This is a genomic window from Halorubrum aidingense JCM 13560 (genome assembly GCF_000336995.1).
Classification (GTDB): domain Archaea; phylum Halobacteriota; class Halobacteria; order Halobacteriales; family Haloferacaceae; genus Halorubrum; species Halorubrum aidingense.
Window position 1 is genome coordinate 39,576 of record NZ_AOJI01000026.1, and the last position, 12,589, is coordinate 52,164.

The 12,589-nt window shown below is 67.4% G+C and carries 14 protein-coding genes; 5 read left to right on the plus strand and 9 right to left on the minus strand.

The features are described 5' to 3' along the window. Nucleotides 1–102: 102 nt before the first annotated feature. Genes C461_RS10495 through hemC form a run of 3 tightly spaced genes read right to left on the minus strand, consistent with a single transcriptional unit; the run spans nt 103 to nt 2,817 of the window. Nucleotides 103–888 carry a uroporphyrinogen-III synthase gene (locus C461_RS10495; RefSeq protein ID WP_008001056.1) on the minus strand — a complete coding sequence of 262 codons (786 nt, stop codon included), beginning with the start codon at nt 886–888 and terminating at the stop codon, nt 103–105. Beyond that, nucleotides 885–1,673: a uroporphyrinogen-III C-methyltransferase gene (gene cobA / locus C461_RS10500; protein ID WP_008001058.1), complete on the minus strand. Its 789-nt coding sequence runs from the start codon at nt 1,671–1,673 to the stop codon at nt 885–887. Before cobA ends, C461_RS10495 begins: the two co-directional genes overlap by 4 nt. Next, nucleotides 1,666–2,817: a hydroxymethylbilane synthase gene (gene hemC, locus C461_RS10505; protein ID WP_008001059.1), complete on the minus strand. Its 1,152-nt coding sequence runs from the start codon at nt 2,815–2,817 to the stop codon at nt 1,666–1,668. Before hemC ends, cobA begins: the two co-directional genes overlap by 8 nt. A 426-nt stretch (nt 2,818–3,243) precedes the next feature. On the opposite strand from hemC, the gene C461_RS10510 reads away from it, so the two are divergent. The 4 genes from C461_RS10510 to C461_RS10525 all read left to right on the plus strand — a co-directional run bounded on the left by C461_RS10510 (nt 3,244) and on the right by C461_RS10525 (nt 7,398). Further along, nucleotides 3,244–4,440 carry an orc1/cdc6 family replication initiation protein gene (locus C461_RS10510; protein WP_008001060.1) on the plus strand — a complete coding sequence of 399 codons (1,197 nt, stop codon included), beginning with the start codon at nt 3,244–3,246 and terminating at the stop codon, nt 4,438–4,440. 424 nt (nt 4,441–4,864) lie between these two features. After that, entirely contained in the window at nt 4,865–6,142 is a 1,278-nt protein-coding gene (locus tag C461_RS10515) for an aminotransferase class V-fold PLP-dependent enzyme (RefSeq protein ID WP_008001061.1), read from the plus strand. Between the two features lie 87 nt (nt 6,143–6,229). Continuing rightward, nucleotides 6,230–6,652 carry a Fe-S cluster assembly sulfur transfer protein SufU gene (gene sufU, locus C461_RS10520; protein WP_008001062.1) on the plus strand — a complete coding sequence of 141 codons (423 nt, stop codon included), beginning with the start codon at nt 6,230–6,232 and terminating at the stop codon, nt 6,650–6,652. Between the two features lie 77 nt (nt 6,653–6,729). Then, the gene (locus C461_RS10525; RefSeq protein WP_008001063.1) at nt 6,730–7,398 is read left to right on the plus strand and encodes an Sjogren's syndrome/scleroderma autoantigen 1 family protein; all 669 of its coding nucleotides are present in this window, start codon (nt 6,730–6,732) and stop codon (nt 7,396–7,398) included. Between the two features lie 144 nt (nt 7,399–7,542). Here the strand turns inward: C461_RS10525 and C461_RS10530 are convergent, their stop codons facing one another. Beyond that, a complete protein-coding gene (locus C461_RS10530; RefSeq protein ID WP_008001064.1) occupies nt 7,543–7,881 on the minus strand; it encodes a hypothetical protein in 339 nt (112 codons plus the stop codon). A gap of 249 nt (nt 7,882–8,130) precedes the next feature. Next, nucleotides 8,131–9,495: a phosphoglucosamine mutase gene (gene glmM / locus C461_RS10535; protein WP_008001065.1), complete on the minus strand. Its 1,365-nt coding sequence runs from the start codon at nt 9,493–9,495 to the stop codon at nt 8,131–8,133. 126 nt (nt 9,496–9,621) lie between these two features. On the opposite strand from glmM, the gene C461_RS10540 reads away from it, so the two are divergent. Beyond that, nucleotides 9,622–10,224, plus strand: a complete 603-nt coding sequence (locus tag C461_RS10540) for a hypothetical protein (protein ID WP_008001075.1) — start codon at nt 9,622–9,624, stop codon at nt 10,222–10,224. A 39-nt stretch (nt 10,225–10,263) separates the two neighbouring features. On the opposite strand, the gene C461_RS10545 is transcribed toward C461_RS10540, so the two are convergent. From C461_RS10545 to C461_RS10560, 4 genes are all read right to left on the minus strand, one after another. Beyond that, nucleotides 10,264–10,872, minus strand: coding sequence for a DUF7504 family protein (locus C461_RS10545; protein ID WP_008001077.1), 609 nt, complete (start codon nt 10,870–10,872; stop codon nt 10,264–10,266). A 43-nt stretch (nt 10,873–10,915) separates the two neighbouring features. Continuing rightward, nucleotides 10,916–11,302 carry a hypothetical protein gene (locus C461_RS10550; RefSeq protein WP_008001079.1) on the minus strand — a complete coding sequence of 129 codons (387 nt, stop codon included), beginning with the start codon at nt 11,300–11,302 and terminating at the stop codon, nt 10,916–10,918. Continuing rightward, nucleotides 11,302–11,997, minus strand: a complete 696-nt coding sequence (locus C461_RS10555) for an RAD55 family ATPase (protein ID WP_049906543.1) — start codon at nt 11,995–11,997, stop codon at nt 11,302–11,304. The genes C461_RS10550 and C461_RS10555 overlap by 1 nt, the downstream gene beginning before the upstream one ends. Nucleotides 11,998–12,091: 94 nt before the next feature. Further along, nucleotides 12,092–12,553, minus strand: coding sequence for a chemotaxis protein CheW (locus C461_RS10560; protein WP_008001084.1), 462 nt, complete (start codon nt 12,551–12,553; stop codon nt 12,092–12,094). Between the last annotated feature and the right edge of the window lie 36 nt (nt 12,554–12,589).

Sequence of the window (12,589 nt, forward strand, 5' to 3'; positions counted from 1 at the left end):
AGGCGAGACATCTCATCACGTTTGATACACCGGCCCACCGAGTCGGGTCTCGAACGCTCGGCCGTGAGTCGCAACCGCAGAACCGACCGCGGGGGTGGTCGCCTACTCGTCGCTCGCGTTCGCGTCCGGGGCCGCGCGGCGGTTCGTCGCCTCCCGCTCGACCGCCTCGACGACCGCCCGCGCGAGCGGCTCGAACGCGGCGTCGTCCGGGACGACGTCAACGTCGATCCCGTGTTCGGCGGCCGTCTCGGCCGTCGGGGCGCCGATCGCGCCGACGACGGCGTCCCGCAGCCCGTCGATCGCCGCCTCGCGGACTCCGCGCTCGTCGGCAGCGTCGAGGAAGTGGCTCACCGTGAGCGACGAGGTGAACGCGGCCGCGTCGAGCGCTCCCGCGGCGGCCAGCTCGGCGGATTCGCCGGCGCCCGTCGGGCGCGTGAGGCGGTACAGCACCGTCTCGTTCACCGTCGCACCGGCCTCGCGGAGTCCGTCGAGGAGCACGTCGCTGCCGTGGTCCGAGCGCGCCACCTCGACGCGCTCGCCGGCGACGTGTCCGGACAGCGCCTCGACGAGGCCCGCCGAGGTGTACTCGTCGGGGACGATATCGACGGTCCAGCCCGCGTCGCGAGCCGCGCCGGCGGTCGCGGGGCCGATGGCGACGAGCGTCGCGTCTCCCGGCTCCCAGCCCGCCTCCGCCGCAAGTTCCACGCCGGTCTTGCTCGTGAGGACGACGTACGGCGCGTCCGCCGGCACCGCGCCCGTCGGCTCGACCGCGAGCATCGGGTCCGCGACCGGGTCGGCGCCCAGCGACGTCAACAGCGACGCCGCGTCGTCGATCCGCTCGTCGTCCGGGCGGAAGACGGCGACGCGCGGGGTGTCGGCGTCGGTCACGCGTCTCCACCTCGTTCGCCGTCGTTCCGGAGGAACTCGACGACGCGATCCCGCGTCGCGGCCACCTCGCCGATCACGGTGATCGCCGGCGGTTCGATGCCCGCTTCGTCGCGCACGTCGACGATGGTGTCGAGCGTGCCGGTCGCGACCCGCATGTCCGGCCACGTCGCGCGCTCGACGAGGGCGACGGGGGTGTCGCCGTCGAGGCCGGCGGCGCGGAGTTCGGCGGTGTACGCCGGCAGTTTGCCGACGCCCATCAGCACGACGATCGTTCCGCCGGTTGCGGCGAGCGCGTCCCAATCGACCGCCGACTCGTCTTTCGTCGGGTCCTCGTGGCCCGTGACGAACGAGACGGAGGAGGCGTGATCGCGGTGCGTCACGGGGATTCCGGCGACGGCCGGCCCCGCGATGGCCGAGGTGACGCCCGGGACGACCTCGAAGGGAATTCCCGCCTCGGCGAGGTGTTCGGCCTCCTCACCGCCCCGGCCGAACACGAACGGGTCGCCGCCCTTGAGCCGGACGACCGACTTCCCCTCGCGCGCGAGTTCGACCAGCCGCCGGTTCGTGTACTCCTGGGGCGTCCACTCGCCGCCGGCGCGCTTGCCCACGTCCTCCCGCTTTTCCTCGGGGATTCGACCGAGTATCTCCGGGCCGGGAAGCTTGTCGTGGAGCACCACGTCGGCCGACTCGATCAGCCGCGCGGCCTTCACCGTCAGCAGGTCCGGATCGCCCGGCCCGGAGCCGACGAGGTAGACGGTACCGACCGCGTCGTCCCGTTCACTCATCGCCCTCCGCCTCTTCGCGCGTCGCCTCGCGCGCCGCCGCGATCAGGTCGGCCGCGCCGCGGTCCGCGAGGTCCGCCGCGAACGCCTCGGCGGCCTTCGCGTGCGAGCGGATCGGGAGGTCGCGGGTGGCCGCCACCTCCTCGGTGCCGTCCGTCGACAGCACGCGGACCCGCGTGTGGACGTGCTCGCCCCGCACGAGCGCGGAGACGCCGATCGGCGCGACGCAGCCGCCGTTAAGCTCGCCGAGGATCGTCCGCTCGACGGTGACGGCGACTCGCGTCCGGGGGTGGTCGACCGCCTCGCGGACCGCCTCGATCACGTCCGGGTCGGTCGCGGTCACGGCGATGGCGCCCTGCCCGGCCGCCGGGACGAACTCCTCGCGCGGGAGCCGCGTCGTCTCGATTTCGTAGTAGAGGTCCGAGCGCCGGAGGCCGGCCTCCGCGAGGACGATGGCGTCGTACTCCGTCTCCACCTTCCGCTCCATCGCGGAGCGCTCGAGGTCGGAGAGGGAGTCGAACCACTCCTCGACGGTCCGATCGAACTCCTCGTCGACCTCCTCGGTCTCGTCGGTCTCGTCGGCTTCGACCCCCTCGCCGCCCGAGTCAGCCGTCTCGGCGCGCGCCTCGCCCGAGGCGATCAGCCGTCGCTCGTGTTCCGCCTGCAGGGCGGGCGCGAGCAGCTTCTCGATGCGGGTGTCGACGTTGCCGCGGAGCGGCTCGACGACGAGATCCGGACGCGCGGCCTTGATCTGGGCGGTGCGCCGGAGCGATCCGGTGCCGACGACGGAGCCGGCCGGCAAGTCTTCGATCCCGAGGCCGTCGGGCTGGACGAGCACGTCGCCGGAGGGCGCCCGCTCGGGGACGCCGGCGACGACCATGTCGTCCATCCCCTCGGTCGGCACGTCCTTCAGCGAGTGGACGGCGAGGTCGGCGTCGCCGGCGAGGACCTCCTCGTCGAGCGCGCGCACGAACGCGCCGGTCTTCCCGAGCCGGTGGATCAGCTCGTCGGGGATCTGGTCGCCGCGGGTCTCGACGCGCCGGAGTTCGACGTCGCGTCGTCGGCTCGACAGGGCGTCGCGGACGGTTCCGGCCTGCCGCACGGCCAGATCCGACCCGCGGGTGGCGAGCCTGAGCGTATCGGTCATACCCGAGGGGAGGGTCCCCGCGTTCAAAAGGGCATTAGTTCGAGCGTGACGTTGGTACGGGAGTGGAATGCGGGATCACGACGTGTGTGCGTACCGCGATCCGTACGCCGTCTGAGACGTCGGTGACATTGAGAGAGTACATTTCGTCTGTTCTCCGAGGTGGTTGCAGGCCGTGTCGGATATTCAGTCCCTCAAATCGTGAGAGTGGGTTTCGTGTGTTCTTGAGAGATGTGTGTGGCAGGTCAGCTGCCCTCGATCCACGAGCCGCTCGAAGTGAGAGAGTACATTTCGTGTGTTCTTGAGAAACGAACGTAGAAAATCCAGTGCATGCACGTGGGGTCACAGGAGGAACGCTAAGAATCAGAAGCATACGAAACTCACGAACAGTAGTTTTTTAAGTGGATATGTTGTTGCGTGTTCCAACGGATGTCGGGGCCTTTCAGCAATATTACGGAAACGATTTTCGCCGACAAGTCGGTTCTCACCGAAAGCTACCAACCCGAGACGATCCTCGAACGCGACGAGGAGATCGAAGCGTACAGTCACGCCCTTCAAGACGTATTGTTCGGACGCGAGCCTGAGAACGTCTTTCTGTACGGGAAAGCCGGTCTCGGAAAGACCGCTGTCACCGAGTATATGATGGACGAATTGCGGGAGGAGGCAGCAACTCGCGAGCAGGCAGACGACCTACACATCCACCAAATAAACTGTAACGGTCGGACGCTCTTTATGGTCGTTCGACAGCTTGTCAACCGGCTGTTACCCGAGGGCGCCAGTAGCTTCCCGAAGCGGGGGCTCGGAACGGGCAACGCGTTCGACGAACTGTACACGCAACTCGACCGAATCGGTGGAACACATCTGTTTGTTATCGACGAGATCGACCATCTCAACGACGCGAACACACTCTTGTACGAGTTGCCACGGGCACGTGCGAACAATCACATCTCGGAGGCGCTCGTCGGTATCGTTGGCATTAGCAACGACTACACTTTTCGCCGGTCGCTGTCGCCGAAGGTCAAAGACACGCTGATGGAGACGGAGATCTCGTTCAGTCCGTACGACGCGGGTGAACTTCAGACGATCCTTCGTCACCGGGCGGAGAAAGCGTTCATTGACGATGTTTGTGACCAGTCGGCTATCGCGAAGGCGGCGGCACTCGCTGCACAAGATATGGGGAACGCACGACAAGCGATCGACTTTCTCCGTGTTGGATCAGAAGTCGCAGAACGGGAGGGTGACCGACGCGTAATCGACAGTCACATCGAGCGGGCGCGAGCACTCGTCCAGCGGGGTCGTCTCCAGAACAAGATCCGCGATCAGACAGAGCATGGCCAGTATATTCTCGAATCGATCGCCACGCTTGCCAAAGGGGATCGACTCCCAGCACGATCCAAGGAGATTCAGACGGTATACGAGACGGTTGCCGACGCGCACGGCGCGTCGCCGTTGACGACCCTTAAAAGCGTGCAGGACCACCTCTCCGATCTCCACATGCTCGGGTTTCTCATCCGGCATGAACAGAACCAGGGTCGAAGCGGCGGACAGTACTACGAGTACGAGCTGGATCTTGATCCGAACATCATTGTCGAAACACGGAAGAAGATCGCTGATCAGACCCGCTGAGAGGATTTTCGGTCCTAAGTCTGCAGTCAGGATCAGAACAGAAAAGCGAGCGAAAGCAGCTCTCCGTAGTTCACGGAACACACGAAATGTACTCTCATAGAATCTGGACGAATACGGACGAGAGCACTTCTGGGTCTGTCGAAGAACACGCGAAATGTACTCTCTCACTGTCAGTGATCCGTGATCGAGCTCGCGGGCTTTCGCCTCGTCTCTCTGTGGGACGATCGAGCCCTCTCAGTCACGGGGAACACGCGAAACGCGCTCTCTGAGTGAAAAAATCGAATCTCATCACCCACAATCGAATCTCACCACACATCAAAGAACACACGAAACGTACTCTCTGATTCACCAACGCCACCTCCGAGGTACGGGCAACACGTACCGGACCGAAGGTGTGTTAGTGCTCGGGGCCCATATACGGGCAATGGGAGTTCAGGAGCAGTACCCGTTCGACGTGGAGGCCGTCCGGGCCGATTTCCCGGTCCTCGACCGGCTGGTCGGCGGGGATCCGGAGACGCCCGGCGAGGGGCCGGGCGACGACACCCCGCTCGTCTACCTCGACAACGCGGCGACCTCGCACACGCCGGACCCCGTCGTCGACACGATTTCGGACTACTATCGCGGCTACAACGCCAACGTCCACCGCGGGATCCACCAGCTGAGCCAAGAGGCGTCCGTCGCCTACGAGCAGGCGCACGACACCGTCGCCGACTTCGTCGGCGCCGCGGGCCGCGAGGAGATCGTCTTCACGAAGAACACGACCGAGGCGATGAACCTCGTCGCGTACGCTTGGGGGCTCGAAGAACTCGGTCCCGGCGATAACGTCGTCCTCTCCGAGATGGAACACCACGCGTCGCTGGTGACCTGGCAGCAGATCGGCAAGCGGACCGGCGCCGACGTGCGCTTCATCGACGTCACCGACGAGGGCCGGCTCGACATGGACGACGCCGCGGCCCTGATCGACGACGACACCGAGATGGTCTCGGTCGTCCACGTCTCGAACACGCTCGGCACCGTGAACCCGATCGCGGAACTGGCGGAGCTGGCGCACGACCACGGCGCGTACATCTTCGCCGACGGCGCCCAGTCGGTGCCGAACCGCCCCGTCGACGTCAAGGAACTCGGCGTCGACTTCCTCGCGTTTTCGGGCCACAAGATGTGCGGCCCGACCGGTATCGGCGCGCTGTACGGTCGCGAAGAGCTGCTCGACGCCATGCAGCCCTACCTCTACGGCGGGGACATGATCCGACGCGTCTCCTTCGAGGACTCCACGTGGGAGGACCTCCCGTGGAAGTTCGAGGCCGGCACCCCGTCGATCGCGCAGGGGATCGCCTTCGCGGCCGCGATCGACTACCTCGACGACATCGGAATGGACCGGGTCGAGGCCCACGAGGACCTGCTGGCCGAGTACGCCTACGACGAACTGGAGGCGCTCGGCGGCGTGGAGATCTACGGGCCGCCGGGCGACGAGCGCGGCGGGCTCGTCGCGTTCAACGTCGAGGGCGTCCACGCGCACGACCTGTCCAGCATTCTCAACGACTACGGCGTCGCGATCCGCGCCGGCGATCACTGCACCCAACCCCTCCACGACGAGATGGGCATCGCCGCTTCCGCGCGGGCGTCATTCTACATCTACAACACCGTCGAGGAGATCGACGCCTTGGTCGACGCCGTGCGGGAAGCGCGCGACCTGTTCGCGTAGCGTCCCGCCTCGACTGGGGTTGACGGGGCTTTTCGAATCGATACTGACGGAACCCTTTTGACCGGCACCATCCTACCCGACGGTACGATGGGACTGGGCTCGGACATGTACCGACAGCAGATCCTCGACCACTACAAGAACCCGCGCAACTACGGGGAACTCGAGGATCCGGACTTCACGCACATCGGCGAGAACCCCTCCTGTGGCGACACGATCCGGATGGAGGTCGCCCTCGACGACGCCGAAGAGACGATAGAGGCGGTGCGGTTCACCGGCGACGGCTGCGCCATCTCGATGGCGTCCGCAAGCATGCTCTCCGAGCGGCTCCACGGGATGGCCGTCGACGACCTCGACGCGCTCGACACCGACGACATCACCGAGATGCTCGGCGTCGACATCTCGCCGATGCGCGTGAAGTGCGCGGTGCTCGGCAGGCAGGTCGCGCAGGACGGCTCGAAGATCCACCGCGGCGAGCTCGACCCGGACGACCGGACCAACCTCGAAGCGTAGCCGGGCCGACCCGCGGACGGTCCGCGGCCCGTCCCGAGCCCACCGGACTTTTGCTCGTGAGTCACGTTCGTCCGCCCATGAGCGACGGGTTCGACAAGGAGGCCGAACGGGAGAAGCTCCGCGAGAAGTTCGCGAAAGACGACGAGAAGCGCGAACACACCCAGCGGATGTCCGAACTCCTCTTGAAAGGCGCGACGATGACGAATCGCCACTGCGACGACTGCGGCGACCCGATCTTCCGACAGGACGGCCGGGAGTTCTGCCCGACGTGTCACACCGTCGACGCCGCAGACGTGGAAGGGGACGAGACATCGACCGCAGAGGCGGGGAGTGGCACGGACGCAGACGCGACACCGGGAGCAGCTGTGGCGTCGGAAGCGGATGCGACACCGGAAGCGGGCGCGACGCCGGAAGCGGGCGCGACGCCGGAAGCGGGCGCGGCGCCGAACCGAGACGCATCCACGGAGGCGGGAGGGGCCCCGGACACACGATCGGCTGTCGGCGCAGAACGGACCGGAGACCGGCAGGCGGCCGGAGGCGAGGGCTCGGTCGGCGGCTCGGCGACGCCACAGCGGAACGGGTCGGCGGCGGGGTCGGACGCGGTCGCCGACGCTCGCGAGTCGCTGACGCGGACGCTGTCGCGCTTCGCCCGTGCCGCCGAACGGACCGACGATCCGCGGCGCGCCCGCGATCACCTGCGAGCCGCGCGCGAGGCGGCGGAGACGCTCTCTGCGCTCGATCGGTGACACTCCGGGAGACTCGGAAACATATCGACGACACGTGCGAAACGGCGGCGCGGTCGGTCGGCGGCGCGGACGGCTGCCGAACAAAAGACGGGCGACGGTCGACGGATATCGGCGGGCGACGGACCCCTGCGTTCGCCTAGCGAGCTAGCGGCCGACCGCCGGCGCGGCCGCCTCCATCTCCTCCCAGCACGGAGTGTCGTCGCCCAGAAGCGAACAGACGATCCGAATGACGGCGTCGACGCCCCGGCAGCCGTCGGTCTCGCCGCGGTCGACGGCCCGGACGAACTGGTCCAGTTGATCCAGCGTGACCGTGCCCGCGGCGACGGCACCGGTGAGCGTCTCGGTGTCGCTCTCGAGGATAGCGACCAGTTCGGCAGCGGCGGTCGAGTTGGGCGCGGCGGTCGGCGAGACGCTCTGCGAGGCGGTCTGTGAGGCGGTCTGTGAGGCGGTCCGTGAGGCAGTGTTAGGGTCCGTGGCTCTCATGTCAATTCTTACTACAGACTGAGTTAATATATTACTGCCGGTAGACATACGCTATCTGATATTTTTGTCACCAGGAGACCGAACGTCCGCAGATCGTGCCGCGGGTTGTCGTACGGGGTTCGCGTGCGTCGGCCTCCGATCGACCGAGAGCCATCACTCACGGATCTGAAACGAGCTCGATCCTCCGACAAAATCACCGACCGCGACGGGTCAATCACCGACCGCGACGGGCCGGTGTTCGCGTACGCGCTACCGGCCGCTCTCGACCGCCACCCGCATGTCCGTGGCGAGTCGCTCCGCGCGGTCGGCGTCGGCCGACTCCGCGTAGATGCGGATCTTCGGCTCGGTGCCGGAGGGTCGGACCAACACCCACGCGTCACCGTAATCGAGCCGGTAGCCGTCGGTGGTGTTCGGTTCCGCGTCCGCCGTCTCCACGTACGCCCGCGCCGCCGACAGCATGTCGTCGCGCTCGTCGGCGTCCTCGTACTCGACGTTGCGCCGCACGAAGTGATAGTCGGCGTAGGGGGCGATCACGTCGCTGACGGGCGCGCCGTCGGCGGCAGCGAGCAGTTCCAAGAACCGCGCGCCGATGTACGCGCCGTCGCGCGACAGCCGGTAGGGCGGGAAGAAGACGCCGCCGTTGCCCTCGCCGGCGATCGGAACGCGGGTGCCCGCGTCCTGTAGCTCCCGCGTCCGAGTGATGATGTTCGTCGCCCCGATGGGCGTGAGTTCGAGGTCGGCGTCGTTGGCGTCGCAGACGTCGACGAGCCGCTGTGAGACGTTCACCGCGCTGACCACGGCGTCGCCGGGGTCCAAGCAGGCGTCCGCCATCGCCGCGAACGAGGTGTCACCGTCGACGAAGCTCCCGTTCTCGTCGATGAAGACACCGCGGTCCGCGTCGCCGTCGTGAGCGATCCCCACGTCGGCGTCGGAGGTCGCGACCAGCCGGGAGAGCGCCGACAGATTCTCCGGGACCGGCTCGGACTCCCGGCCGGGGAAGTGCCCGTCCGGCGTCGCGTTCACGGTGATCACCTCACAGCCTAGCTCGCGGTAGATCCGCGGCGAGCTGACCGAGGCGGCGCCGTGCCCGGGGTCGACCGCGACCGTGAGGTCGGCCTCGGCGATCGCTTCGCGGTCGACCGCGTCGAGCAGTTGGTCGACGTAGTCGTCGACGGCGCCGTCGACGCGGGTCGTCGAGCCGGCGGTCCGCCAGTCCGCGTGGTCGTAGTCGTCGTCGAGCACGCGGCGCTCGACGCGTTCGAGCACGTCGACGGACAGCTCGACGCCGTCGTCGCCGACGAGCTTGATCCCGTTGAACTCGGGCGGGTTGTGCGAGGCGGTGACGAGCACGCAGGGGACGCCCGCGGACTCGCAGTAGTTCCCGACCGCGGGCGTCGGCACGACGCCGAGCCGGTCGACGTCACAGCCGACCGCGGCGAGCCCGCTCGCGGCGGCGTTGGCGAACAGCTCGCCGGTGGTGCGGGTGTCGCGGGCGACGGCGACCCGGTCGGCGTCCCACACCGTGCCGGCCGCCTTCGCGATGTCGAGGACGAGCTCCGGCGTGAGATACCGCAGCGCGACCCCGCGAATGCCGCTAGATCCGAACAGCTCCATGGACGGCCATGCGCCGGCCGACGGGAAAGCGGTTCCGAACGCCGGTCAGGGAGAGAGGCGATCGCACGGTCGAGCGGCGCGCCGGCGACGCGTGCGGTTGAAACCCGTCCCGTCCGTACGACCCGCATGAAGCGAACGCGACGCGACCTGCTGAGGCGGACGGCGGCGACCGTCACCGCCGCGGGCTCGGTCGGGGCCGCCGGCTGTCTCGACTTCGCCGCGGGCGACGGACCGCAGGGTCCCGAGGGGACCCCCGAGACGCTGTCGTGTGACGACGCCGACTTCGTCAGACTGGGCCAGCCGTTCGAGGAGCCGGTCGAGAGCACGACCGTCGACGCGCCGAACACCCGGTTCGAACTCGCCACGGAGGGGACCGCCGAGACCTACGGACAGTCGGTCCGACTCGTGCTCCGGAACACCGGCGACGGGTCGGCGACCGCCCTCGGCGAGTACGCGTACTCGGTCCAGCGGGAGACCGCTGAGGGGTGGCTCGACGTCCGCGGTTCGACGACGGGCGCGGCGGTCGATCTCCCGCGCTCGGAGGCGACCATGGATCCCGGATCGTCGTACAGCTGGTCGATCGAACTCGACGAGGCCGCCCTCGCGTCGGCGGTCCCCGACCTCGAACTCGCCGTCTGTCCGCCGCTCGGGGCCGGAACCCATCGGTTCGTCTACTGGGGAATCGTCGACGCGCCGCCCATCGGCGTCGAATTCGAACTGGTCGGCTAAGCGGGCGGGTGGCGCGTCGGGTGGCCTTCCGGACTCGAGTTAAAAAGGCGTCCACTCCGACGGCTGGCCGACTCGTCCGCGGACGCGGAACTCCCGGGTATCGTCCTCGACGCGCGTCTCGACCACGACGTCGAACGGCTCGTGGAGGGTGTGGACGACCTGCTCGTCGTGGGCGGTGGAGCCGACGACGCCGACGAACGGCCATCCTTCGCCCGACGTCTGAGAGGTCATCACGCGGGTGAATCGGTAGATCCGTTCGGGGTCCCAGTACATCAACAACTGGGAGAGCGAGTAGATGCCGACGGCGCGCTCGCGGCCGGCCGAGGACTCGACGATATCGGTGAACTTGATCCCGATGTCGGTGAGGTTCCCCGCGCTGCCGACGTACTTCGTCGTCGGCGTGTCGTCGCGCTTGTCGCCCTGCTCGTGGGTGACGCAGTCGATGACGATCACGTCGTCGCCGTCCTCGCCGGTGATGGTCTCGTAATCGCCGCGGACCTTCTCCGCCGTGCGGCCGGTCGAGATGACGACCGGGCCGGTCGACCACTCGGCGAGCAGCCGGTTGAAGAGGTCGTACTTCCCGCTCATCGGGGGGCCGCTGATGAGCACGCTGTCTGCGGTGCGGACAGCGTCGGGAAGCACGGTCATGTGTCTGGGTTGGGTGGGTATCGCGTAAAACCCTTCCGAGGGATCACTTCCGAAGCATCGAGGGGAAGTCGAGCGACGACGGCGGCCCCGATTTGGGTCGGTTCGTCAGTGTCAGTTCCGAGAGAGCACCGGGGAGCGCGGCCGACACCGGCGGCGTCAGCGGCGCGCCGGCCGGATCGACGAGCTCGTTCCAGACCTCCGTCGAGCTGTCCGCCTCGACGGCGGCGTCGAGCGCCTTGGTCCGTCCCTCGTCGTAGGCGAGTTCGACCAGACTGCGGTCGTAGGCGCTCGAAAACGACGAGAGCACGCGGTCGAGTTCGGCGGGGCGCTCGTCACCGACGCCCGCGGCGACGCCGAGCGCGAACGCACGCTCGACGGCGTTCTCCCGCGAAATGTCGTTCCACTCCGTTCCGAAGAGACGGTCGTACATCAGTGCGTCACCGTCGCGGCCGAGCCGACACGGAGCCCGCCGTCGGTGAACTCGATCTCTTGGATATCCGTGTCGACGCCGGTTCCGCGCATCTTCAGCACCTGGATCCCCCGACGCATCCCCTCGTCTTCGAGGTAGTTGTGCATGAATACGACGCCGTGTGCGAGGTAGTGCTCCTCCGAGTAGGCGTTCGGATCGGTCATCTCCGAGATCAGAAGCGTGGTGGCGTCGGTCCGCTTGAGCGACGAGAGCAGTTGGATCATCGTGTCCTCGTCGTCGTCGAGGAGGAACCGCAACAGCATGGTGGAGTCGAACACCACGCGGTCGATGTCGCGGGAGTTGATGAAGCCGGTGAGCCGGTTCGTCACCCCGGAGTGGTCCCGCCGCTCGCCCGGGAGGCCGAAGAAGCGCCGGCCGTCGGAGGAGAACGAATCGAGGAACGTGATTCGATCGGTGTCGAGCGCGCGGTCGAATCCGAACTCGTATCCGCTCATGTCCCGGCGGATCCCCGCTTTCGTCTCGTGCATGCTGATGTACAGCACGTCTTCTCCGTTGCGGGCGCCCTGCGCGGCGAACTGCGAGCAGAACGTCGTCTTCCCGCTTCCCGGGGGACCGCTGATGACGTACAGACGGTTCTCCGGGAACCCCCCGTCGACGAGGGCGTCGAACCCGGGAACGCCGCTTGAGACGCGCATACTGTCAGACTTGTCGGTCATTGGATAAGGGTTGTCACCCGGTTCTCACCGGTGAGAACCGTTCGAGACGCGAGGCGTCCGGATCCGGCGGGCATCACGCCTCGCCGTCGTCGGGGGCGGCGTCGAGGTCGTCGATATCGGGCGAGACCCAGACGACGAACCGGTCGTCGGACTTGACGATGCCGCGGACGCCCTCGTCGTTGATCGTCGTCCCCCGATCGACGTCTTCGGGGGCGACGTCGCGGACCTGGAACACCTCGTCGACCATCCAGCCGACGGTGCCGCCCTCGTCGATCTCGGCGTCGTCGAACACGACGATACGCTCTCTCGGCCCCGCCTCCGGGATGTCGAAGAGCGTCTTCGGGTCGACGATAGTCGTCGTTCGACCGCGGAGGTCCATCACGCCCTCGACGTGGTCCGGAGAGTTGGGGATCCGCGTGAGTTCGCCGGCGTCGACGATCTCGTCGATCACGCCGATGTCCAGACAGTACGTACCGTCGCCGAGGCCGAACTCCAACACCTTCGTGGGTTCGGACTCCGTCTCGATGGCTGCCATGGGGGTAGCTGCGGCGAAGCCACCAATAACCGTGTC